Below are 22,742 nucleotides of genomic sequence, written 5' to 3' on the forward strand. Positions count from 1 at the left end.
CATCGACGGTGCGGGCGTCGCCGGTCACGACGGACAGGTTGCCGACGTGCTCAGGTGTTGATCTTCGGCTTGTGCACCTTGCGGGACGTGAGCACCTCGTCGACCAGGCCGTACTCCTTGGCCTGCTCGGCGGTGAGGATCTTGTCCCGCTCGATGTCGATGTTCACCTGCTCGGAGGTCCGGTTGCTGTGCAGCGCCAGCGTGTCCTCCAGCCAGGTGCGCATCCGCATCACCTCGTTGGCCTGGATCTCCAGGTCCGAGGCCTGACCGCCCTCGCCGCCGGCCAGGGCGGGCTGGTGGATCAGGACGCGCGCGTTCGGCAGCGCGAGGCGCTTGCCCGGCGTGCCCGCGGCGAGCAGGACGGCGGCGGCGCTGGCGGCCTGGCCCAGGCACACGGTCTGGATCTCGGGCCGGACGAACTGCATCGTGTCGTAGATGGCCGTCATCGCGGTGAAGGACCCACCCGGGGAGTTGATGTAGAGGGTGATGTCCCGCTCCGGGTCGGTGGCCTCGAGCACGAGCAGCTGGGCCATGATGTCGTCGGCCGAGGCGTCGTCCACCTGCACGCCGAGGAAGATGATGCGGTCCTCGAACAGCTTGGTGTACGGGTCCTGGCGTTTGAAGCCGTAGGGGGTGCGCTCCTCGAACTGGGGCAGCACATAACGGCTGGTCGGCAGGTTGCCGGCCGTGGAACCGAAGGTGTAGCTCATGGGGTCTCTCCTGTGTCTGCGTCCGCTGGCGGGGTGGTCGGCTGGTCCCGGCTCAGACGCGGTCGGCGTCGTCCGTGTCGCTGTCCTGATCCGTGCCGCCACCACCGGCGACGGTGGCCGCGTGCGCGGCGATGTGGTCGAAGAAGCCGTAGTCGAGGGCTTCCTGCGCGGAGAACCACTTGTCGCGGTCGTTGTCCTTGAGGATGGTCTCGACGCTCTGACCGGTCTGCTCCGCGGTCAGCTCCGCCATCGTGCGCTTCATGTTCAGGATCAGCTCGGCCTGGATCTTGATGTCCGAGGCGGTGCCGCCGATGCCGCCCGAGGGCTGGTGCATCAGGATGCGCGCGTGCGGGGTGGCGTACCGCTTGCCCTTGGTCCCGGAGGAGAGCAGGAACTGGCCCATCGAGGCGGCCAGGCCGGTGGCGACGGTGACGACGTCGTTCGGGATGAACTTCATCGTGTCGTAGATCGCCATGCCCGCCGTGACCGAACCACCCGGGGAGTTGATGTAGAGGAAGATGTCCTTGACCGGATCCTCCGCCGAGAGCAGCAGCAGCTGCGAGCAGATCAGGTTCGCGTTGTCGTCGCGGACCTCGGAACCGAGCCAGATGATGCGCTCGCGCAGGAGCCGGTTGTAGATGAAGTCGTCCCGGCTGGCGACGTCCTGGGTCGCCATCGTCGGGGTGCTGTTCTCACTCACGGGTACCTCACCTCTCAGGGGTCTGTCGTGGGTCTGTGTCGTGAATCTGTACAGGACACTAATGCGTGCGCCGGGCCGGTTCTTCCGCGGAAACGCACTGTTCGCTGACGGCGCAGGTTGGCGGCGGCGGCCCGTTCCGGTCGTCCCGGAGACGCGAGAAGCCGCCCGGCCCCGGGGGGTGGGCGGCTTCTCGTGGGCACTCGGCCGGCTGCGATCAGCTCTCGGCGTCGGCCGGCTTCTTCGCGGCGGGCTTGCGCGTCGCCGGCTTCTTCGCGGCCGGCTTCTCGGCGGCGTCCGCGTCGTCGGCCTTGGCGGCCGGCTTCTTCGCGGCGGGCTTGCGCGTCGCCGGCTTCTTCGCGGCCGGCTTCTCGGCGGCGTCCGCGTCGGCAGCCTTGGCCGCCGGCTTCCGGGTGCGGGTCGCGGGCTTCTTCGCCGGGGCCTCCTCGGCGGCGTCGGCGTCCTGCCCGACGGTCGTCTCGGTGGTGCTGCTGTCGACGGCGGCGTCGGTCGCGGTGTCCACGTCGTCGTTGTCGACGACGGTGCCCTCGACCGGGTCGGTCGCGGCGTCGGCGGCGTCACCGGCGTCGACGGTCTCCCCCGCGCCGGCGGGCCGGACGAAGGAGCTCAGGTCGACGGTGGCCCCGTTGCTGTCGGTGACCCTGGCCTTCTCGAGGACGACGGCGAGGGCCTTGCGGCGGCGCACCTCACCGATCATCATCGGCACCTGACCGCCCTGGTCCAGCATCTGCGCGAACTGGTTGGGGTCCATGCCGTACTGGCCGGCCGTGGTGACGATGTACTCGATCAGCTCGGCCTGCTCGACGCCGACCTCTTCCTTCTCGGCGATCGCGTCGAGGACGACCTCGTTGCGGAAGGCCTCCTCGGTGTTCTTGGCGACCTCCGCGCGGTGCTCCTCGGTGTCGTGATCGGCCTCGGCGCTCTGCGCGAAGTGCTGCTCGACCTGCTCGGAGACGAGGCTCGCCGGGACCGGCACCTCGACGAGCTCCAGGAGCTTCTCGAGCACCTTGTCGCGGGCCTGGACCCCCTGCTCGGCGACCTTGCTCTCGGCGGCCTTGCCCTTGAGGTCCTCCAGGAGCTCGTCGATGGTGTCGAACTCGCTCGCCAGCTGGGCGAACTCGTCGTCGGCCTCGGGCAGCTCGCGGTCCTTGACGGCCGTCAGGACGACCTTGACCTGCGCCTCCTCGCCGGCGTGATCGCCGCCGGCCAGTTTCGTCGCGAAGACGGTCTCCTCGCCGGCGGACAGGCCGGTCAGGGCCTCGTCCATGCCGTCGAGCATGGTGCCGGCGCCGATCTGGTACGAGAGGCCCTGTGCGGCGTCGACCTGCTCGTCGCCGATGGTGGCAGTCAGGTCGATGGTGACGAAGTCACCCTCGGCGGCGGGCCGGTCGGCGGTGACCAGGGTGCCGAAGCGGCCGCGCAGCTCGTCGAGCGCGGTGGTGACGTCCTCGTCGGACGTCTCGGTCGCGTCCACGGTGACCTCGATGCCGGTGTAGTCCGGCAGCTCGATCTCGGGCATGACGTCGACCTCGACCTGGAACTTCAGGTCACCAGCGGCGGCGGAGGGGTCCGGCACCTCGGTGATCTCGACCTCGGGGCGGCTCAGCGGACGGAGCTCGGCCTCCTGCACGGCCTGCTGGTACCAGCCGTTCAGACCCTCGTTGATCGCGGTCTCGATGACGTAGCCGCGGCCGACGCGCTGGTCGATCAGGCGGTTCGGGACCTTGCCCTTGCGGAAGCCCGGGACCTGGATCTGACCGGAGATGGTCTTGTACGCCTCGTCGATGCTGGGCTTGAGTTCCTCGGAGGGAACCTCGACGGTCAGCTTGACGCGGGTCGGGTCGAGTTTCTCGACGGCACTCTTCACTGGACGTGTACTCCTGAACGTGTTGGGGCAGGGACGGGCGGCGTGACCGGGCTGAGCGAAAGCCCGCGCCGTGCCACGTGTCGGGGCGACAGGACTCGAACCTGCGATCTCCTGCTCCCAAAGCAGGCGCGCTAGCCACTACGCTACGCCCCGTAAGGCATCGGCCAGTCTACGGGGTGGGCTCCCCCGGGCGCACATCGAGCGGTTCCGCCGGCCCCGTCGGACGGTGTGGACACGTCCGTGGTGGCATTTTGCCGGGCCGGTTCCCCGTATGCTGTAGTGGTGGAAACGGCCGGATCAGGCCGGTCCCGGGGATGTAGCTCAATGGTAGAGCCTCAGTCTTCCAAACTGATTACGCGGGTTCGATTCCCGTCATCCCCTCCGATCACGTCCCCGTCCGGGCTCCCGGGCGGGGACGTTCTGCGTCCGGCGCCGCGAGGGCGACGCCTCAGTGCTGGCAGCCGGGGCACCAGTAGAGGTTGCGACCGGCCATCACGGCCGTCGCGATCGCGGTCCCGCAGTGCGGGCAGGGCTCCCCGGTGTGCTTGTAGACGAAGCGCGTCGCCTCGTCCGGGATGTCGGCGGCGTCGGCGTCGAGGGTGACGTCCTCCCGGGCGACCGGGTGGTGGGGGTCCCGCTGCGTTGTGACGATGCGGCCGAGGCGCACGCCGTCGTGCATGAGGAACACCGCGTCGGCCCACAGGTCCGTGGCCTCCCGCTCGGCGATCTTCCTGCCCGGACGGTAGGGGTCGATGCCGGCGCGGAACAGCAGTTCGGCGCGGTAGACGTTGCCGATGCCGGAGACCACGGCCTGGTCCATCAGCAGCTGGCCGCAGGCGACACCGCGGCGGCGCAGCAGCCGGGCGAACTCGGCGGCGTCGTCGTGCCCGCCGTCCGCTCTCAGGGGGTCCGGGCCGGCGGCCTCGCGCAGCGCGGCGACGTCCCCGGCCGTGATGACCTCACACGCGGTGGGCCCGCGCAGGTCCGCCCAGCCGTGGTCGCTGACCAGCCGGACCCGGACCGCGCCGACCGGGGCGGGCGGCCCGGTGTACTCGGCGTCGTCGCCCGCGTCCTGGCCGTTCTCGCTCTCGCCCATCCGGCGCGGCGCGCCGATGCTGGAGGCGCCGACGAACGACGCGTCGCCGCCGAAACTGAAGGCGCCGTAGAGACCGAGGTGGATGCGCAGCACGCGGTGCCCATCGGCGCCGTCCGCGCCCGCACGGAGGTCGGCGCCGTCGAAGCTGACGAGCAGTTGCTTGCCGACCGCCTCCGCCCGGGTGAGCACGTGCCCGTCCAGCAGCGCCGCGCCGGCGGCGAACCGGCCCTGCGGACTGGACACACGCACGCGCTGACCACCGAACACGTCGGTCAGCTGCCGGGCCAGCCGGTGGATCGAATGACCCTCGGGCATCAGCGGCGGTTCCGGCTCACGCGGTGCCGTCGTTGGTGGACCGGGACGCGTCGGCGCCCGTCCCCGACGCGACGATCGTGCCGGTCCGCTCGAACTCCGCGATCTGCCCGATCCGGCGGACGTGCCGCTCGTCGCCGCTGAACGGTTCGGCGAGGAAGACGTCGATCAGCCGGGTGGCCTCGTCGACCGTGTGCTGCCGACCGCCGACGGCGACGACGTTCGCGTCGTTGTGCTGGCGGGCCAGTCGCGCGGTGTCCTCGTTCCAGGCCAGGGCCGCGCGGACCCCGGGCACCTTGTTCGCGGCGATCTGCTCGCCGTTGCCGGAACCGCCGAGCACGATCCCCAGCGCCGGAGTCCCGTCGGCCTGATCGGCGACGACGGCCTGCGCGGCATGGATGCAGAAGCCCGGGTAGTCGTCCAGGGCGTCGTACTCGCGCGGTCCGTGATCGACGACGTCGTGACCGGCCTCGGTGAGGTGGGTGACGAGGTGGGCGCTCAGCTCCATGCCGGCGTGGTCGGTCGCGATGTGGACGCGCATCGTGGGGTGCTCCGGTTTCTGGTTGCTGTGCTCGTCACCGCCGGTGTCGTCGGCGGTGACGGCAGGGTCCTGGTCAGCCTATCGCCGGCGCCCCGGTCGTGACTCAGCCGGTTCCCCGGGTGGCCCTCCCCTATCGGCCGGCGGCGTAACCCTGGGCGCCGCGCGGGTTGGCCGCCGCGTACAGCACCCCGGTCTCCGGCTCGCGGCCGGCGACGCACAGCCGGCCGAGCGACCAGTCCCCGGCCCGGGTGACCCGGTGCCCGCGACGCTCCAGGCCGGCGATGACGTCCTCGCCCAGCCGGTCCTCGACGACCGCGGCGTAGGGCTCCACGGTGCGCGGCCAGAACGACCCGACCATGGCCGTCGTGTGCAGCATCGGCGCGTCGATGGCCTGCTGCGGCGAGTAGCCGCCGACCAGGGTGCGCAGCAGGTACAGCAGCTGCCACTGGTCCTGCTGGTCGCCGCCGGGCGAGCCGAGCACCGCCGTCGGCCGACCGGAGGCGTCCAGCAGCATGGTCGGCGTCAGCGTGGTGCGCGGCCGGACCCCGGGGCGCAGCGCCGCGGGCGACGACTCGTCGAGCCACGTCATCTGCAGCCGCGTGCCCAGGCAGAAACCGAGCTCGGGAATCGTGGGGCTGGACTGCAGCCACCCGCCCGAGGGCGTCGCCGCGATCATGTTGCCGTCCCGGTCGACGACATCGAGGTGGCACGTGTCCCCCCGGGTGCGGCCGAACCGGGCGACGGTCGGCTCTCCCGCGGACGCCTCGTCGGGATCCGGATTCGTCGCCGCGAACTCCTCCGGGGTGACCCGCGGCGGCCGGTGCGGGGTGCGGCCCGGGATCGCGCCCGGCTCGTCGCCGGCGGACGCGTGGTCGGTGATGAGCGCCCGCCGGGCCGCCGCGTACTCCGGGGACAGCAGGCGGGCCAGCAGCGCGTCGTCCCCGGCGGCGGCCTCCCCGTACCAGGCGTCCCGGTCGGCCAGCACCAGCTTGAGCGTCTCGAGGATCGTGTGCGCGCCGAGCTCGGTGGACGGGTCCAGGCGGGCGTCGTCGAACCCGTCGAGGACCGCCAGGGCCTGCAGCAGCATCGGACCCTGCCCCCACGGTCCGGTCTTGAGCACGGTGTGCCCGCGGAACGTGACGGAGCACGGCTCCTCGAGGGACGCCCGGAAGGCCGCCATGTCCGCCGCGGTGATCACCCCGGCGTGCTCACCGCCGCCGGAGTGCCGGTGCGGGACGGCCGCGAACGCCTCGACGGCGGCCGCGACGAAGCCGGAGCCGAAGGCCCGGCGGGCGGCGGCGATGCGCTCCTCTCGCGTCTGCGCCCCGGCGCCGGCCTCGACCAGCCGATCCAGCGTGCGCGCGTACGCCTCGTTGCGGATCACCTCGCCGTCGCCCGGGGGCCGGCCGGTCGGCATCCACTGGGCCGCCGACGTGGGCCAGTGCCGCGTGAACAGCTCGGCGACCGCCGCCACCGTGGTACCGACCCGCGCCACGGCGGGGTGCCCGAGCCGGGCGTAGTGGACGGCGAAGGCGAGCACGTCGGCCAGTTCCCAGGTGCCGCGCTCGGCCAGCAGCAGCAGCCACGCGTCGACGGCGCCGGGCGCGACGGCGGCGAGCGCCCCGGCGCCGGGCACCAGCTCCAGCCCGGCCGCACGGTAGTGCTCGATCGTCGCGGCGGCCGGGGCGACACCCTGCCCCATCAGCACCCGCGGGCCGTCGTCGGTGGTGACGAGGGCGACGAGATCGCCGCCCGGACCGTTGAGATGCGGCTCGACGACGTGCAGCACGAAGGCCCCCGCCACGGCGGCGTCGAACGCGTTGCCGCCCCGCTCGAGCACCGCCTGCGCGGCGGCCGAGGCGAGCCAGTGGGTCGAGGAGACCATCCCGAAGCTGCCGCGCAGGGTCGGCCGGCTGACGTGGGACGGCGGCGGCGTGAAGACGGAGCGCGGCGGGAGCGGGGGCGAGGTGGACGGCATGGGCCCAGCGTAGGGCGGCGGGTCGCGCACCGCGTGCGCGCGCTCCCCGGACACGGTCCGACACCACGCGCCCGGCGTGCCGCCGCCGCCGCGCCGAGATATCCGGTACCGGTGAGCGCAGACTTGGCAAGCCGGGCGGCGGAGGGAAGACTAACCAGAACATCGACCGCGCCGGCGCCTCTTCGCGCCCCGAACCGAGCCCGCTTGGAGGCGACCCACTTGCCAGGACTGAACCTGACTCGCGATGAAGCACGTGCCCGCGCCGACCTGATCTCCGTGGACACGTACCACGTGAGTCTGGATCTGACCCGCGGCGAGACGGTGTTCGGGACGACGACGGTGGTGCGGTTCTCCGCCACCGCCGGCGCCTCGACCTTCATCGACGCGGTGACGGACACGGTGCATCGGGTCACCCTCAACGGCGTCGAGCTGGATCCCGCGACGGTGGCCGACGGCGTGCGCATCCAGCTGGACGACCTCGCGGAGCAGAACGAGCTGACCGTCGTGGCGGACGGCCTCTACATGAACACCGGCGAGGGCCTGCACCGGTTCGTCGATCCCGTCGACGACGAGGTGTACCTCTACAGCCAGTTCGAGGTCCCGGATTCCCGGCGCATGTTCGCCGTGTTCGAGCAGCCCGACCTGAAGGCCCGGTTCCGGTTCACCGTCACCGCCCCCGCGCACTGGGCCGTCGTGTCCAACTCCCCCACCCCGCAGCCGGTGCCCGCCGACGCCGCCGGCAGTACCACCAGCGCCGCCACCTGGGACTTCGAGCCGACGCCCGTCATGTCCTCCTACGTCACCGCGCTCGTCGCCGGCCCGTACCAGGGCATCACCGCGGAGTTGACCAGCGCCGACGGCCGCACCATCCCGCTCGGCGTGTTCGCCCGGAAGTCCCTCATGCAGTACGTGGACGCCGAGGACATCTTCGACACCACCCGCCGCGGCTTCGCGTTCTACGAACAGCAGTTCGGCACGCCCTACCCGTTCGCCAAGTACGACCAGCTGTTCGTTCCCGAGTTCAACGCCGGGGCGATGGAGAACGCGGGCGCCGTCACCTTCACCGAGACCTACGTCTTCCGTTCCAAGGTCACCGAGGCCACCGTCGAACGTCGCGCCATCACCGTGCTGCACGAGCTCGCGCACATGTGGTTCGGCGACCTCGTGACCATGCGCTGGTGGAACGACCTGTGGCTGAACGAGTCGTTCGCCGAGTTCATGTCGACCCTCGCCGCCGCGGAGGCCACCGAGTACACGACCGCGTGGACCACGTTCTCGTCGCTGGAGAAGAGCTGGGCGTACCGGCAGGACCAGCTGCCCACCACGCACCCCATCGTCGCTCCGATCAACGACCTCGAGGACGTCCAGGTCAACTTCGACGGCATCACCTACGCCAAGGGCGCCTCGGTGCTCAAGCAGCTGGTCGCGTGGGTGGGCCAGGAGCAGTTCATGGCCGGCGTGCGGGAGTACTTCGGCAAGCACGCCTGGTCCAACACCGAGCTGACCGACCTGCTCACGGAGCTGGAGACCGCCAGCGGCCGGGACCTGAGTGCCTGGGGGCGGGCGTGGCTGGAGACCGCCGGCGTCAACACCCTCGCCCCGGCGATCGAGTCCGACGGCGGTGAGGTGATCACCGCCTTCGCCGTCGTGCAGACCGCCCCCGAGGACCACCCGACCCTGCGGCCGCACCGCACCGCCATCGGCTTCTACGACGTCGACGACGCCGGGCGGCTGGTCCGCAACCACCGGGTGGAACTCGACGTCGCCGGCGAGCGGACCGAGGTGCCCGAGCTGGTCGGCATGGAGCGCCCCGACCTCATCCTCGTCAACGACGACGACCTCGCCTACGCGAAGGTCCGGCTCGACGAGAACTCGCTGGCCACGGCCAAGCGCCACCTGAAGAACTTCGCCGAGTCCCTGCCGCGGACCCTGGTCTGGAACTCGGCGTGGGACGCCACCCGGGACGGGGAGAGCCCCGCCCGGGACTACGTCGACCTCGTCCTGGCCAACATCGCCGCCGAGACGGACTCCACCGTCGTCCTCGTCCTGCTGCGCCAGCTGATGGCCAGCCTCTACCAGTTCGTCGCCGAGGACCACCGGCGGCAGGCCATCGAACGGTCCGCCGACACCCTGCTGCGCCTGGCCCGGGACGCGCGGTCCGGCTCGGATCACCAGCTGCAGTTCGTCAAGTCGTTCGCCGCGCTGGCCCGCACCGAGGAGCAGCTCGACGTCGTCACCGCGCTGCTGGACGGTCAGGAGAACCTGCCGGGGCTGGCCATCGACACGGACCTGCGCTGGGAGCTGCTCGTCGCGCTGGTGGCGGGCGGCCGCCGTGGCGCCGCGGACATCGACGCGGAGTACGAGCGCGACGCGACCGCGACCGGCGCCCGGATGGCGGCCATGGCGCGGGCCGCCGTGCCCACCCCGGAGGCGAAGGCCGAGGCGTGGGACGCCGTCGTCGAACGCGGCGAGTTCCCCAACGCCGTCCAGCAGGCCGTCATCGCCGGATTCAAGCGGGCGCACGACGAGTCGCTGCTGGCCCCGTACACGGAGAAGTACTTCGCGGCGATCGAGCACGTGTGGGCCACCCGTACGCACGAGATCTCGGAGCAGATCGTGCAGGGGCTCTACCCGAACCGGCCGATCAGTGCCGAGGCCGTCGCCGCCACGGACGCGTTCCTCGAGCAGCTCGGCGACCGGACCCCGGCGCTGCGCCGGCTGGTCCGCGAGGGGCGCGACGACGTCGTGCGGGCGCTGGCCGCCCGGGAGCGGGACGCCGCGGTGGTCGCCACCTCGTGAGCGAGCACCGGTTCGCCGTCTCCGTCGCCTGGACCGGCGACCGCGGTGAGGGCACCCGCAGCTACCGCGGTTACGGGCGGGACCACGAGGTCACCTCCCCCGGCGTGCCCGCCCTGCTCGGGTCCGCGCACCGGACCTTCCACGGCGACGCGGACCGCTGGAACCCCGAGTTGTTCCTCGTCGCGGCCTTGAGCGAGTGCCACCTGCTCTCCTACCTGCACGTGTGCGTGCGCCACGGCGTGGTGGTGACCGGGTACGACGACGACGCGTCCGGGGTGATGCGGCTGAACGCCGACGGCTCCGGCGAGTTCACCGAGGTCACCCTCCGCCCCCGCGTGCGGCTCGCCGACCCCGCGCAGGCGGAGACGGCCAACGCGCTGCACGAGGAGGCCGCCCGCCTGTGCTTCATCGCCCGCAGCGTCGCGTTCCCGGTGCGGCACGAGCCGACCGTCGTCTGAGTCCCTCCCCGCCGTCACCGACCCTCGAGGAGCACCGTCATGCGCCGTCCCGTGTTGCCCACCCGGCCGGTGGCCGATCCCCGCGCCGTGCTCTCCGGTGAGCACTGGCGGATCAGCGTCCTGACCGAGGGGCTGGTGCGGCTGGAGTGGTCCGAGCACGGCGGGTTCGAGGACCGCGCGTCCACCTTCGCCCTGAACCGGCAGCTGCCGGTGCCGGACTTCGAGGTGCGCGAGAACGGGATGCTCGAGATCGTCACGAGCCAGTTCCGCCTCGCCTACGACCGGCAGCCGTTCTCCCCGCAGGGCCTCTCCGTGCAGGCGACCGGCGGCTGGACCAACCACCGCAGCACGTGGCGGTACGGCGACGACGAGCTCGCGCCCGTCAACCTCGGTGGCACCGCCCGCACCCTCGACGAGGCGGACGGCGCCATCCCGCTGGAGGACGGGATCCTCGCCGCCAGCGGTGTCGCCGTCCTGGACGACTCCCGGTCCTTCCTCTTCACCGACGACGGCGGCATCGGTTCCCGCGAGCCGGGCCGGACCGACCTCTACGTGTTCGCCTACAACCGCGACTACGACGGTGCGCTGGCCGCCTTCCACGCCGTCTCCGGGGCAACGCCGCTGCTGCCGCGCTGGACGCTGGGCAACTGGTGGAGCCGCTACCACGACTACCACCAGGACGAGTACCTGGCGCTGATGGACCGGTTCGCCGCGGAGGACCTGCCCTTCTCCGTCGCCGTGATCGACATGGACTGGCACCGGGTGCACGACCTGCCGCCCGGCCAGGGCACCGGCTGGACCGGTTACAGCTGGGAGCGCGGCCTCTTCCCCGACCCGGCGGGCTTCCTGGCCGGCCTGCACGAGCGCGGACTGCACACGACGCTCAACCTGCACCCGGCCGACGGGGTCCGCTCCTTCGAGGACGCGTACCCGGCGATGGCGGAGCGCCTGGGCGTCGACCCGGCGTCGGGCACCCCGATCCCGTTCGACATCACGGCCCCGGCGTTCGCCGAGGCGTACTTCGACGTGCTGCACCACCCGCTGGAGGACGCCGGCGTGGACTTCTGGTGGGTCGACTGGCAGCAGGGTCACTTCAGCCGGGTGCGCGACGTCGACCCGCTGTGGATGCTCAACCACCTGCACTACCTCGACTCGGCGCGCGACGGCGGTCCCCTGCGGGGACGTGGCCTCACGTTCTCCCGTTACGCCGGGCCCGGCTCGCACCGCTACCCGATCGGCTTCTCCGGCGACAGCATCATCACGTGGGATTCGCTCCGCTTCCAGCCGGAGTTCACCGCGACCGCGGCCAACATCGGCTACGGCTGGTGGAGCCACGACATCGGCGGGCACATCGCCGGCGTGCGCGACGACGAGTTGACGACCCGGTGGGTGCAGCTCGGGGTCTTCTCCCCGATCCTTCGGCTGCACTCGACGAACAACCCGTTCCTGCTCAAGGAGCCGTGGAACTACCCCGCGGAGACCCGGACGGCGATCAGCGACGCCCTGCGGCTGCGGCACCGGCTCGTGCCCTACCTGCACACGATGAACCACCGCGCCTCGGCCGGCACCGCGCTGGTCCGGCCGATGTACCACCTGCACCCGGGCCGGGACGAGGCGTACGCCGTGCCGCACCAGTTCGCCTTCGGCTCCGAGCTCCTGGTCGCCCCGATCACCTCGCCGCGGGACCCGCTGACCCGCTGCGGGGCGGTGACGGCGTGGCTCCCGCCGGGGCGGTGGACGGACATCGCGAGCGGTCAGGTGTACGACGGGGATCGGTTCCTCATGCTGTACCGCGACCTGGACTCCATCCCGGTGCTGCTCGCCGATGGCGGCATCCTGCCCCTGGCCGGTATCAGCACCTCGGACACTGATCAGCTCGATGCCGCCGCCCTGCCGACCGCGCTCGAGGTACTCATCGCGCCCGGCGACACCGGCGCCTTCGACCTGGTCGAGGACGACGGCACCGGCTCCGGGCCGGACACGCCCACCGTCGTGACCGGGCTGGTCTGGGAGCCGAGCGTGGCCGACGATCCGTCGTCGACGAGTGGGCAGCCCGACCTGGACGCGCAGCCCGGTAGCGGGCGCCTCGTGATCTTCCCCGCCGAGGCCCACGCCAGCCCCGACGGCACCCGGACCGTCCAGGCGGCCGACGTCGTGCCGGCCGAGCGCACCTGGACGCTCACCTGGCTCAGCGACCACCGGCCGAGCGCGGTCACCGTGGCGGGCGACCCGCTCGACGTCCGCGACGGCGTCCACCGGTTCAGCGTCACCGTGACCGCCCCGACCGACCGCACGCTGGTGCTGCATCTCACGTTCGACGATCCGGCGCCCGATCCGGTACCGGACCGGGACGCCCTGCTCGGCCGGCTCGCGGGCGCCCAGTGGGAGAACGACGCGAAGCCGCCGGTGTGGGAGCTGATCACCTCGAACCGACCGACGGCGGCGAAGCTGGCCGGCCTGCAGGCGCTCGGCGTGCCCGCGGCGCTGCAGGGGTCGTTGACGGAACTGCTGACCGCCCGCGACTGAGCCGCGCCGCCGCCGGGCACGGTGGCGTGGCCGGTGTCACGGCCCGGTTCCAAGCGTTCGGACAGGGATCGGCCCTACGCTGGATCGGTCCCCATCCGCTGCGGAAGGATCATCCGTGCCCGTGCTCCCCCCCTGGGCCGACGCGAGCGAGCCCCTCCAGTCGGTCGCCCAGGCCGCCGACCACATCGACGTCGTGCGTCTGCTGTGGATCCTCGGCGTGGCCGCCGTCGCCTGGCTCGTCGTGCGCATGGTCATCAACGTCGTCGTGTCCCGGATCCGCAAGGGCAGCAGCATCGTCAAACGCGGCGCCTTCACCTGGGCCACCCCGTCGGTGCACCCCGAGGATCAGGTGCGCCGGGCGCAGCGGGCGGAGACCATCGGCTCCCTGCTGAAGTCCGTGGCGGCCGTGATCATCTGCGCGCTCGCCATCACCACCGGCCTGGAGGCGCTCGGCTGGAACATCGCCCCGCTGCTGGCGAGCGTCAGCATCGCCGGTGTGGCCATCGGCTTCGGCGCCCAGCAGTTGATCCGCGACTTCATCGCCGGCATCTTCCTGACCATCGAGGACCAGTTCGGGATCGGCGACGTCATCCAGGTCGGGACCATCGAGGGGCGGGTCGAGGCGGTCAGCCTGCGGATCACGCGACTCGTCGATGACGACGGCACCATCTGGTACCTGCGCAACGGCGAGATGCTGATGATCGGCAACAAGAGCCAGGGCAAGAGCGCGTCCTACCGGCGGCGCCGGAAGTCGCCGATCAAGCGGGTCGCCAACCCGCGCACGGCCCAGCAGCGCACGGTCTACCGGCCGATCACCGACCAGCACGACATCACGGGTCCGCGCACCGGCACCGGAACGCAGCGGGTGGTCACCGACCGCCGCAGCCCCGGGACCCGTGCGCAGCCCGTGGTGGTCCGCACCACCGGGTCGGTGCCGACCGCCGCGCGCGGCGCCGATCAGCGCCCCGAGACGGAACACGGCAGCGACCGCACCAGCGACCGGGAGGCCCGTTCATGAGTCACGACCACCCCGACCTCCCCGGCCGTTCTCCCGGCGTCCCCGGCCGTTCTTCCGGCGGCACGACGCCGCGGCCCGCGCCGCACGCCCGACCCGACCGCGCCTCCGATCCGGCTCGGCCCGCGCTCGGCGTGGGCATCGGTCCGGGTCAGGCGGCCCAGCTGCGTCCGGCCGGCGCGGGCGTGTTCACCCCGCCGCCGTCGACGTTCTACGAGGACGTCGGCGGCGCCCCGACGTTCCGGGCCCTGACCGACGCGTTCTACGACGGCGTCGCCGGGGACCCGGAGCTGCGGGCCCTGTATCCGGAGGAGGACCTGGAGCCGGCGAAGGACCGGCTGCGGCTGTTCCTCGAGCAGTACTGGGGCGGGCCCACGACGTACTCGCAGGAACGCGGCCACCCCCGGCTGCGGATGCGGCACGCCCCGTTCACGGTCACCCCGGCCATGCGGGAGCGGTGGCTGAAGCACATGCGTGCCGCCGTCGACACCCTGCGGCTGGCGCCGCTGCACGAGCAGCTGCTGTGGGACTACCTCGAGCGGGCCGCCCACGCGATGGTCAACGCCCCCGAGGACCCGCGGGATCCGGCGAGCGCGGTCTGACGGCCGCGGCGCCACGAGCGGCCCTCCGAACGGCGGGTCCTCCGGGTCGGCGACGTACCGCCGACCCGCCGGGGAGGTCCAGTGCAACGAGTCCATTGCCCGGCGCCGGGCCGACTCCCTGAACCAGGCCGACGCCGGGGGCTCGGACGAACCCACCCCCGGCAGTGCCGCTGCCGTCGGTGCCCGATTTGACGCTGCTCGCGGCTGTGCGGACCTCGCTCCTGTCGTCACCGGCGTCGACGCGTCCGCACCGTTCGTCACGGCCCGCGGCGTCACCTCCACCGTCCACGCCGAGTGGTGCTTGAGGACGTGGTGCTTCCGGCACAGGTACGCGAGGTTGCCGGCCTCGGTCGCACGTCGCACCGCGCCACCGCGCGCCGGCAGCCGGGGAACCGGCAGGTGACGTCCCGGAGGGCGAGCGCGCGCCGCAGTGGAGAGGGGATCCGGTACTGCGTGCCGTCGGTCACGGCGACCGGGATGACCGCGGGGAGGGCTGTGCCCGGCAGTCCGCCGGAACCCGGTGGGGCTGCCGGGTCCGGGGATGCCCCGGGGCGCGGCCGCCTCACCGGCGGCGAGCCGGGTGGTGAGGTCGCCGAGGGCGGCGGCTCGCCCGGCGGGGATCCGTCGTGCGTGATGACCCACGTGAAGGAGGTGGCGAGGCCGGCGAGGCGACGGGCGTCCTCGGCGGCGATCGGCCCGAACGCCCCGAGCACTCCGTGACCCTCGGCACCGAGCAGGGTCGCCGCGGGGACCGTGAGCACCAGCTGCGGGGCCGGGACGTCGTCGAGAACGGACCCGGCCGGTGCCGGTGCACCCGGTGGGGCTCCTCGTCGGGGTCGGATGCCGCTGCCCGCGGTCGCCGCGCTCGCCGGAACGAGGTCCGCGCCCCCTTCGGAGGCCGTCACGCCGTCGCCGCCCCCATCGGGCGACGGGAGGGAACCGACTCGCTCCTTCCCCGGCGCTGAGGCCGCTCCCGAGGAGCCGGCGATCAGCGCGAGCCAGCCGTCCTCGGCGATGAGGCCGCCGAGCAGGTCCGCCAGCACATCCGCGCGCAGCTGCGTCACGGTCCGAGCTGGCCGGTCCTGAACCGGATCCGAGACCCGTCCGCCGCCGAAGCTGTCCCCGGGTCGGCTGCCGGCACCGGGTCCGGTGTCCGGCCCGTTGCCGCCGTCCTCCGACAGCGCCCGGGCGAGGGCCGAGAGACGCCCGTCGATCCGGTACGCCACGGCCGCGGGCAGGAGGGCGCTGAGCCTGGCCATCCCGTCCCGGTCCGGGGTGACCCGCACGAAGCGCTCGGCCCGCGCGGCCTCGTGTCGTTCGTGGAAGGACCGCGGGTGACACCGCTCCCGCAGCCGGTGCGCTCGCGTCGCCAGGGTGGTGCTCGGCGCGCCACGACGGGCCAGGTCGAGCAGCCCGCGTTCGATCGCCCCGATGGCGCCGAGCAGCCGCTCCTGCATCTCCGGGTCGGACGCCCCGGGCCGCTCGGCCGCGTACTCACCGGCCTCGAACGCGATCGTGGCGGCGGCCGCGCCGGTGATGGTTCCGTCGCGCAGAGCCGCGTCCGTTGCCGGCAGGCGATCGGCCAGCAGCTCGGCCCGCACGAGCAGCCCGTGGGCCGCCTTCTCACTCACGCGCAGCGCTCCCGCGATCTCGGCGATCCCGCCGCGCTCCCCCAGCGCGATCCGCTCCGCCCGGGACAACCCCGACCCTCGTCCGGTCGGACGTGCGCCGATCGCATCGTCGATCGGGTGCGCGTCGACCCACCTCGCCTGCTCGACCTCCGAGGCCCGCATCGTCTCGAGCACCAGCCGGTTACGGATCCACGTCACCACGGAGTCGAGACGCCGCACCGTCTCGAGTGCGCCCACGGCCTCGGCGAGGCCGAGGGGGACGTCATCACCGGGGTCCACAGCTCCCAGGACGGCGGCCAGCTCGTCGACCGGCCGGAAGGGGAGCGCCGTCGCGCCCGCGCCGGCGTGGTCGCCGGCGTGGCCACCGGGACCGCCGTCAGCAGCTGCGGTGCCGGTGGGCCGGTCCGCGACGTGGTGCCGTCGATCGTCGGCCGGGTTCGCGAGCAGGAGGTCCAGGGCATCCGGGAGACCGGGGATGGTCGCCGTCGTCGGCGTCCCTCCCGGTGCTCGCGTCCCCGTGGAACCCTTCATGGATCAAGTCCACCAGGTACCACCGACAGAACTGCTCCGGCCAGGGAACGCCCGCCCGGCGATCAGCGTCAGTGCTTGACCAGAACGTGCCCGCGGGCGGTGCTCAGGCGCAGCCACCGGCCCTGAGCGAGGACCACCGCGTCGGCGTCGTCCGAGGTGGCCGCGTCAGCGGAACGCGGGGCGACCGGCAGGAAGCCCAGCAGCTCGGCGGCGTACGCCGCGGCCACCGGGACCCGGTCGGCGACCGCGTCGAACGAGCCGGCGGCCGACGAGTCCAGCAGCGACCGGGCCAGCACCGCCCGGCGGACGGTGTGCAGCACGGCGCTGCCCGCGTCCTGCGGCAGCGCGTCGCGGACCAGCTCGATGCCGTGCCGGGCCGCGCCCCGCAGGGCGGCGGTCGAGACCGCACCCAGCCGTTCCCAGCCCCGCCGCGGTGCCGCGATCCCCGCCCACGGCTCGGTCAGCGTCGTCGGCGGGACGGGCAGCCGCCGCCGGGCGGCGTCGTCGGCGTTCTCCGCCGTGCGGGCCAGCCGGTCCGCCACGGCGCCGAGCGGCACGGTCACGTCGAGCCCGTCGGCGGCGTCGTCCGCCAGCGCCATCGTGCGCAACCCGAGCACGGTGGGCCCGGACTCGCCGAATCCGGGTGGGCGCAGCACGCACACGGTCGCCGCGAGCACCGAGCCCGTGACGGCCAGCCGGATGCCCCCGTCGTCCACCTGCCGGGCGCGGGCGACGAAGGTGTGCAGGTCCGCGGCCGTCCGCGGATCGGCGAACGTCAGCGTCAGGCTCACGACGCGGTCACCGACGCCGCCGGAACGGCACCGGCTCCCCGTGCCAGTGCTCCAGGGCGGCCCGCTGCTCCGGGTCCAGGCGCACCGGCGCGCCGCTGGACCGGTCGACGAGCACCATCGTCGTCTCCCCCAGCGCGTAGACCGTCGACTCGTCCCGCTCGGCCACCAGGTAGCCGAAGTCGTAGCTGGACCCCCCGAGGCCCGTCACCCAGATCTTCACGAACACCGGCCGGTTGCGGTAGGTCAGCGGCTGCTGGTACTCGATCTCCTGCCGGCCGACCAGGGTGAAGCGCTCGGGCCCCACCAGGTCGTCGAACGTCTGCCCGGCACGGTCCGCGGGAAGTGCCACCTCGTTCAGGGGGGTGTGCGCCAGCTGCACGCGCGCGTTCTCGAAGTACTGCAGATAGACGACTTTGTTGACGTGGCCGTACGCGTCCATGTCGCCGAACCGCACCTGCACGGGCATGTAGAGGGAATCGGGCATGCGTCCATCCTCGCAGAGCGGCGGGGGTGCCGGCGCCGGACCCCCTATCATGTACCTGGGACCGCGCGTCCCGCACACTCGCCCGTACCGCCGCTGATGAGGAGGGGCCGATGGCCGCACTGGACTCGCCGGAAACCCGCACCAGGAACCTGTTGCACGTGCTCGATGTCGACGACCTGGACGGCGCCCGCACCACGGAGGACGTCTTCGTCGGCGTCTCCGAGCGGCAGCCCCGCGGCCGGGTGTTCGGTGGCCAGGTGCTCGCCCAGTCCATCATCGCGGCGATGCGCACGGTCGAGGACACCCGGCCGATCCACTCGCTGCACGGCTACTTCCTCCGACCCGGGGACTCCGAGAAGCCGATCACCTACGGCATCGAACGGCTGCGGGACGGGCGCTCCTTCTCGGCCCGGCGCGCCCACGCCTACCAGAACGGCGCCCCGATCCTGTCGATGATCGCCTCCTTCCAGACCGAGGACGCGGGCCTGGACCACCAGGAGGAGATGCCCGACGTCCCCGCACCCGAGACCCTGCCGTCCACGGCGGACCTGCTCGCGGGTCTGGACCATCCGATGGCCCGCAAGTGGTCCGACGACCGGCCGTTCGACATCCGGCACCTCGACGGCGGCGTGTACCTGCGGCCCGACCCCGAGCGGCCGGCCTCGCAGGCCGTGTGGATGCGCACCCACGGGCCGATGCCGGACGACGAGAACCTGCACCGCGCGGCGCTGGCCTACGCCACCGACTTCACCATCCTCGAGTCGATCCTGCGCCGGCACGGGCTGGCCTGGGCGACGCCGGGCGTGAGCTTCGCCTCCCTGGACCACGCCATGTGGTGGCACCGTCCCGTGCGGGTCGACGAGTGGCTGCTGTACGTGCAGAACTCCCCGTCCGCCTCGGGGGCCCGGGGACTGGGGATCGGCCGGATCTTCACGCGCGACGGAGCGCTCGTCGCCACGGTCGCCCAGGAGGGCATGGTCCGGGTTCCCCCCGGCACCGGCGACTAAGGGGCTCCCCTACAGGGAGATCGAGAACCCGCCGTCGGAGTGCAACAGCTGCCCGTTCACCCAGCCGCCGTCGGCGGAGAGCAGGAAGTCGACGAGGCGGGCGACGTCGTCCGGGGTCCCCAGCCGGCCCGTGGGCTGCTGCCGCGCGACCGCCGACCGGACCGCATCGTCCATCCAGCCGGTGTCCACCGGGCCGGGGTTGACGACGTTGGCGCTGATGCCCTGGGGACCGAGCTCCTTCGCCGCGGCGATGACGATCCGGTCCAGCGCGCCCTTGCTCGCCCCGTAGGGCAGGTTGAACGCGACGTGATCGCTGGTCAGCGCGACGATCCGGCCACGGCCGGCGAGCGCTGACGGGAACTGCGCCGCGAACGCACGGATCAACTGCCACGGCGCCCGCGCGTTGACGGCCAGGTGCCGGTCGAAGCTCTCGACCGTGGTGTCGGCGATCGCCGAGTCGACCGACTCGGCGTGGCTGAGCACGAGCGCGGCGATGTCCCCGTGCGCCGCGCGGGCCCGGTCGACGACGCGATCCGGGACGGCGGGATCGGCGAGGTCGGCCTCCAGCACGGTGACCCGGGCGCCGGCGGCGCGCAACTCGGCGGCGAGCGCGTCGACGTCACCGGGGACCGATCCCCAGGGCATCCGCTGCTCGTAGGCGGTCCAGACCGGCAGCACGAGATCCCAGCCGCCCGCGGCCAGGCGGCGGCAGATGGCCGCGCCGATGTTGGTGGACCGGCCGACGCCGGTGACGACGGCGGTCAGCCGGCCGGTGCCCCGTGGTGCGTTCATCCGCCGAGACCAGCGGCCGCCGCGTCGTCCAACGTGTCCAGTTCCCGCAGGGCGACCCGGGCGCGTTCGATCCGGTCGCGTTCCGGCTCGTCCCACCAGATCGGTCCGCGCTCCCCGAGGCCGTGCTTGGCCAGGTCGACCCGCCGCCGGGCGGCGGCCACCGCGGCCTCGTCACCGGACTTCTTCGCCGTCCGCACGCCCGACCGGCCGCGCCCCAGGTGGGAGGTCAGGGCCGCGACCACGTCCTGCGGCAGGCACGGGTCGGTGCGGCGCCACCGGCGGCCGTCGACCACCAGCCACCGTTCGTCGTCCTGCGCGCTCCGCTCCACGTGCTGCCTCTCCGCTGCGTCCGTGCGTCGTTCCCGACACAGTCTGGCAGGTGAGGCGGCCTGACCTGCATCACGGGACCTGCTTCGTCTCGTGATCCAGGAGAGGACCGGCGGCTCGACCCGACCGCGGGCAGCTCGACGACGGTGCGGCTCGTCTACGGTGGGGGCATGGGCGATCTCCCGCGAGCCGATCGGAGCCGGGCCTGGGTGTGGGTGGCGTGCGCGGCCGGTCTGCTGCACGCCGGCGCCAGCCTGTACTGGGCGCTCGGCGGGCGGATGCTGCTGGAGACCGTGGGTCAGTGGGCGGTCGGCCTGGCCGAGGATGCTCCGCTGGCGGCGGGTCTCGGGCTCGGGGTCGTGGCGGCGCTGAAGGCGATTGCCGCGGTGGTCCCGGTGGCGGTCGCCCGGGGCCGGGTCGGACCCGCCCGGTTCTGGCGGGCCGTCAGCTGGGTGGGCGCGGTGGTGCTGATCGTCTACGGCGCATTCAACACCGTGATCGCCCAGGCGGTGCTGGCGGGGCTGGTGCGTGCCGACGGCGGGTACGACGAGGCGGCCATGATCGGCCACGCCTGGCTGTGGGATCCGCTGTTCCTGGTATGGGGGCTGGCGCTGGCAGCGCACCTGTGGCTCAGCCGCCGTCCGACCCGCCGCGGCGCCACGGCGACGCAGTACCCCACCGGCGGCGTCCCAAGCCCGTGACACGTGAGGCCCCGGTCGGCAGGAGTTCCTGCCGACCGGGGCCTCACCGCCGTGCGGCGTGCCTCAGTCGCGGGTGAGCTTGCGGTGGGTCACCCGATGCGGGCGGGCCGCGTCGGCGCCAAGGCGGGTGATCTTGTTCTCCTCGTACGCCTCGAAGTTGCCCTCGAACCAGTACCAGTTCGCGGGCTCGTCGTCCGTGCCCTCGTAGGCGAGGATGTGGGTGGCGACACGGTCGAGGAACCACCGGTCGTGGGACACGACGACGGCGCAGCCGGGGAACTCCAGCAGCGCGTTCTCGAGGCTGCCGAGGGTCTCGACGTCCAGGTCGTTGGTGGGCTCGTCGAGCAGGAGCAGGTTGCCGCCCTGCTTGAGGGTCAGGGCCAGGTTCAGCCGGTTCCGCTCACCACCGGAGAGCACGCCCGCCTTCTTCTGCTGGTCCGGGCCCTTGAAGCCGAAGGCCGAGACGTACGCGCGGGAGGGCATCTCCACGTTGCCGACGTTGATGTAGTCCAACCCGTCCGAGACGACCTCCCACAGCGACTTGTTCGGGTCGATGCCGCCGCGGCTCTGGTCGACGTAGGCGATGCGGACGGTGTCGCCGATCTTCAGCTCGCCGCCGTCCAGCTCCTCCTGGCCGACGATCGTCTTGAACAGCGTGGTCTTGCCGACGCCGTTCGGGCCGATGATGCCGACGATGCCGTTGCGCGGCAGGGTGAACGACAGGCCGTCGATCAGCAGCCGATCGCCGAAGCCCTTGCGCAGGTTCTCCGCCTCGATGACCTGGCTGCCCAGGCGGGGCCCCGGCGGGATCTGGATCTCCTCGAAGTCCAGCTTCCGCGTCCGCTCGGCCTCGGCGGCCATCTCCTCGTAGCGCGCCAGTCGCGCCTTGGACTTGGTCTGCCGGCCCTTGGCGTTGGAGCGGACCCAGTCGAGTTCGTCGCTGAGGCGCTTCGCCATCTTGGCGTCCTTCTTGCCCTGCACCTCGAGGCGGGCCCGCTTCTTCTCCAGGTAGGTGGAGTAGTTGCCCTCGTAGGGGTACAGCCGGCCGCGGTCGACCTCACAGATCCACTGGGCGACGTGGTCGAGGAAGTACCGGTCGTGGGTGACGGCGAGGACGGCGCCCGGGTAGGCGGCGAGGTGCGCCTCCAGCCACTGCACGCTCTCGGCGTCCAGGTGGTTGGTGGGCTCGTCGAGCAGCAGCAGGTCCGGCTTGCTCAGCAGCAGCTTGCACAAGGCCACGCGGCGGCGCTCACCACCGGAGAGGACGGTGACGTCGGCATCCGGCGGCGGGCACCGCAGGGCGTCCATTGCCTGCTCGAGCTGCGAGTCGATGTCCCAGGCGTCGGCGGCGTCGATCGCCTCCTGCAGCTTGCCCATCTCGTCGAGCAGCGCGTCGTAGTCGGCGTCCGGATTCGCCATCTCCTCGGAGATGGCGTTGAACCGCTGGATCTTCTCGTAGATCTCGCCGACGCCCTCCTGGACGTTGCCCAGGACGGTCTTCGCCTCGTTCAGGGGCGGCTCCTGCTGGAGGATGCCGACCGTGTACCCCGCGCTGAGCCGGGCCTCCCCGTTCGAGGGGGTGTCCAGGCCGGCCATGATCTTCAGGATGGTGGACTTGCCGGCACCGTTCGGCCCGACGACGCCGATCTTGGCGCCCGGGAAGAACGACATGCTGACATCGTCGAGGATGACCTTGTCGCCCACCGCCTTGCGCGCTTTGGTCATGGTGTAGATGAATTCGGCCATGGTTTCAAGGCTAGTCGGTGCGCCCGCTGTTGTTCCATTCGACGCCGTGCGGGCCGCGTCAGCTCGCCTCCACCAGGCGCACCCGCCGGACGCACCCGTCGGGCGGGCGC

19 protein-coding genes and 2 tRNA genes are annotated in these 22,742 nt (G+C 72.6%); 8 read left to right on the top strand and 13 right to left on the bottom strand.

All coding sequences use genetic code 11. The features are described from left to right. Nucleotides 1-50: 50 nt before the first annotated feature. The 4 genes from IEX22_RS05000 to IEX22_RS05015 all read right to left on the bottom strand — a co-directional run bounded on the left by IEX22_RS05000 (nucleotide 51) and on the right by IEX22_RS05015 (nucleotide 3,448). Complete coding sequence (locus IEX22_RS05000; protein WP_188667027.1) at nucleotides 51-710, bottom strand: ATP-dependent Clp protease proteolytic subunit; 660 nt, start codon at nucleotides 708-710, stop codon at nucleotides 51-53. 52 nt (nucleotides 711-762) lie between these two features. Then, nucleotides 763-1,386 carry an ATP-dependent Clp protease proteolytic subunit gene (locus IEX22_RS05005; protein WP_188667103.1) on the bottom strand — a complete coding sequence of 208 codons (624 nt, stop codon included), beginning with the start codon at nucleotides 1,384-1,386 and terminating at the stop codon, nucleotides 763-765. 238 nt (nucleotides 1,387-1,624) lie between these two features. Further along, nucleotides 1,625-3,295, bottom strand: coding sequence for a trigger factor (gene tig / locus IEX22_RS05010; RefSeq protein WP_188667029.1), 1,671 nt, complete (start codon nucleotides 3,293-3,295; stop codon nucleotides 1,625-1,627). A gap of 80 nt (nucleotides 3,296-3,375) precedes the next feature. Beyond that, nucleotides 3,376-3,448 (bottom strand) — tRNA-Pro (locus IEX22_RS05015). A 157-nt stretch (nucleotides 3,449-3,605) separates the two neighbouring features. On the opposite strand from IEX22_RS05015, the gene IEX22_RS05020 reads away from it, so the two are divergent. Next, nucleotides 3,606-3,676: transfer RNA gene (locus IEX22_RS05020), tRNA-Gly, on the top strand. Between the two features lie 67 nt (nucleotides 3,677-3,743). Here IEX22_RS05020 and IEX22_RS05025 read toward each other — a convergent pair. From IEX22_RS05025 to IEX22_RS05035, 3 genes are all read right to left on the bottom strand, one after another. Next, nucleotides 3,744-4,706, bottom strand: a complete 963-nt coding sequence (locus IEX22_RS05025; RefSeq protein ID WP_188667031.1) for an Fpg/Nei family DNA glycosylase — start codon at nucleotides 4,704-4,706, stop codon at nucleotides 3,744-3,746. A 16-nt stretch (nucleotides 4,707-4,722) separates the two neighbouring features. Further along, the gene (locus IEX22_RS05030) at nucleotides 4,723-5,244 is read right to left on the bottom strand and encodes a ribose-5-phosphate isomerase (RefSeq protein WP_188667033.1); all 522 of its coding nucleotides are present in this window, start codon (nucleotides 5,242-5,244) and stop codon (nucleotides 4,723-4,725) included. Between the two features lie 130 nt (nucleotides 5,245-5,374). Beyond that, entirely contained in the window at nucleotides 5,375-7,222 is a 1,848-nt protein-coding gene (locus IEX22_RS05035) for a gamma-glutamyltransferase family protein (RefSeq protein ID WP_438816590.1), read from the bottom strand. Nucleotides 7,223-7,450: 228 nt separating this feature from the next. On the opposite strand from IEX22_RS05035, the gene pepN reads away from it, so the two are divergent. The 5 genes from pepN to IEX22_RS05060 all read left to right on the top strand — a co-directional run bounded on the left by pepN (nucleotide 7,451) and on the right by IEX22_RS05060 (nucleotide 14,622). Next, on the top strand, nucleotides 7,451-10,021 hold the full coding sequence (gene pepN / locus IEX22_RS05040; protein WP_188667107.1) for an aminopeptidase N: 2,571 nt from the start codon (nucleotides 7,451-7,453) through the stop codon (nucleotides 10,019-10,021). Further along, nucleotides 10,018-10,479, top strand: a complete 462-nt coding sequence (locus IEX22_RS05045) for an OsmC family protein (protein ID WP_188667035.1) — start codon at nucleotides 10,018-10,020, stop codon at nucleotides 10,477-10,479. The genes pepN and IEX22_RS05045 overlap by 4 nt, the downstream gene beginning before the upstream one ends. 39 nt (nucleotides 10,480-10,518) lie before the next feature. Then, nucleotides 10,519-13,005, top strand: a complete 2,487-nt coding sequence (locus IEX22_RS05050; protein WP_188667037.1) for a glycoside hydrolase family 31 protein — start codon at nucleotides 10,519-10,521, stop codon at nucleotides 13,003-13,005. 115 nt (nucleotides 13,006-13,120) lie between these two features. Then, nucleotides 13,121-14,023 carry a mechanosensitive ion channel family protein gene (locus IEX22_RS05055; RefSeq protein ID WP_229659779.1) on the top strand — a complete coding sequence of 301 codons (903 nt, stop codon included), beginning with the start codon at nucleotides 13,121-13,123 and terminating at the stop codon, nucleotides 14,021-14,023. A 161-nt stretch (nucleotides 14,024-14,184) separates the two neighbouring features. Then, nucleotides 14,185-14,622: a globin gene (locus tag IEX22_RS05060; protein WP_438816594.1), complete on the top strand. Its 438-nt coding sequence runs from the start codon at nucleotides 14,185-14,187 to the stop codon at nucleotides 14,620-14,622. 272 nt (nucleotides 14,623-14,894) lie between these two features. On the opposite strand, the gene IEX22_RS05065 is transcribed toward IEX22_RS05060, so the two are convergent. The 3 genes from IEX22_RS05065 to IEX22_RS05075 all read right to left on the bottom strand — a co-directional run bounded on the left by IEX22_RS05065 (nucleotide 14,895) and on the right by IEX22_RS05075 (nucleotide 18,059). Beyond that, the gene (locus IEX22_RS05065; protein WP_188667040.1) at nucleotides 14,895-16,784 is read right to left on the bottom strand and encodes a DUF222 domain-containing protein; all 1,890 of its coding nucleotides are present in this window, start codon (nucleotides 16,782-16,784) and stop codon (nucleotides 14,895-14,897) included. 68 nt (nucleotides 16,785-16,852) lie between these two features. Next, nucleotides 16,853-17,575 carry a DUF8185 domain-containing protein gene (locus tag IEX22_RS05070; protein WP_188667042.1) on the bottom strand — a complete coding sequence of 241 codons (723 nt, stop codon included), beginning with the start codon at nucleotides 17,573-17,575 and terminating at the stop codon, nucleotides 16,853-16,855. Nucleotides 17,576-17,582: 7 nt separating this feature from the next. Next, nucleotides 17,583-18,059 (bottom strand): acyl-CoA thioesterase, encoded by a 477-nt coding sequence (locus tag IEX22_RS05075; RefSeq protein ID WP_229659780.1) that lies wholly within the window; start codon nucleotides 18,057-18,059, stop codon nucleotides 17,583-17,585. 110 nt (nucleotides 18,060-18,169) lie between these two features. Between IEX22_RS05075 and IEX22_RS05080 the strand changes: the two genes are divergently transcribed. Next, nucleotides 18,170-19,066 (top strand): acyl-CoA thioesterase, encoded by an 897-nt coding sequence (locus tag IEX22_RS05080; protein WP_188667046.1) that lies wholly within the window; start codon nucleotides 18,170-18,172, stop codon nucleotides 19,064-19,066. 9 nt (nucleotides 19,067-19,075) lie between these two features. Here IEX22_RS05080 and IEX22_RS05085 read toward each other — a convergent pair whose 3' ends face one another. After that, nucleotides 19,076-19,858 carry an SDR family oxidoreductase gene (locus tag IEX22_RS05085; RefSeq protein ID WP_188667048.1) on the bottom strand — a complete coding sequence of 261 codons (783 nt, stop codon included), beginning with the start codon at nucleotides 19,856-19,858 and terminating at the stop codon, nucleotides 19,076-19,078. Further along, complete coding sequence (locus tag IEX22_RS05090; RefSeq protein ID WP_188667050.1) at nucleotides 19,855-20,187, bottom strand: biopolymer transporter Tol; 333 nt, start codon at nucleotides 20,185-20,187, stop codon at nucleotides 19,855-19,857. The genes IEX22_RS05085 and IEX22_RS05090 overlap by 4 nt, the downstream gene beginning before the upstream one ends. Nucleotides 20,188-20,355: 168 nt before the next feature. Here IEX22_RS05090 and IEX22_RS05095 point away from each other — a divergent pair, with 168 nt between their 5' ends. Continuing rightward, nucleotides 20,356-20,886: a DUF3995 domain-containing protein gene (locus tag IEX22_RS05095; RefSeq protein ID WP_188667052.1), complete on the top strand. Its 531-nt coding sequence runs from the start codon at nucleotides 20,356-20,358 to the stop codon at nucleotides 20,884-20,886. Between the two features lie 63 nt (nucleotides 20,887-20,949). Here IEX22_RS05095 and ettA read toward each other — a convergent pair whose 3' ends face one another. Beyond that, entirely contained in the window at nucleotides 20,950-22,632 is a 1,683-nt protein-coding gene (gene ettA / locus IEX22_RS05100) for an energy-dependent translational throttle protein EttA (protein ID WP_188667054.1), read from the bottom strand. Between the last annotated feature and the right edge of the window lie 110 nt (nucleotides 22,633-22,742).

This window comes from Tersicoccus solisilvae, from assembly GCF_014643255.1.
Lineage (GTDB): Bacteria > Actinomycetota > Actinomycetes > Actinomycetales > Micrococcaceae > Tersicoccus > Tersicoccus solisilvae.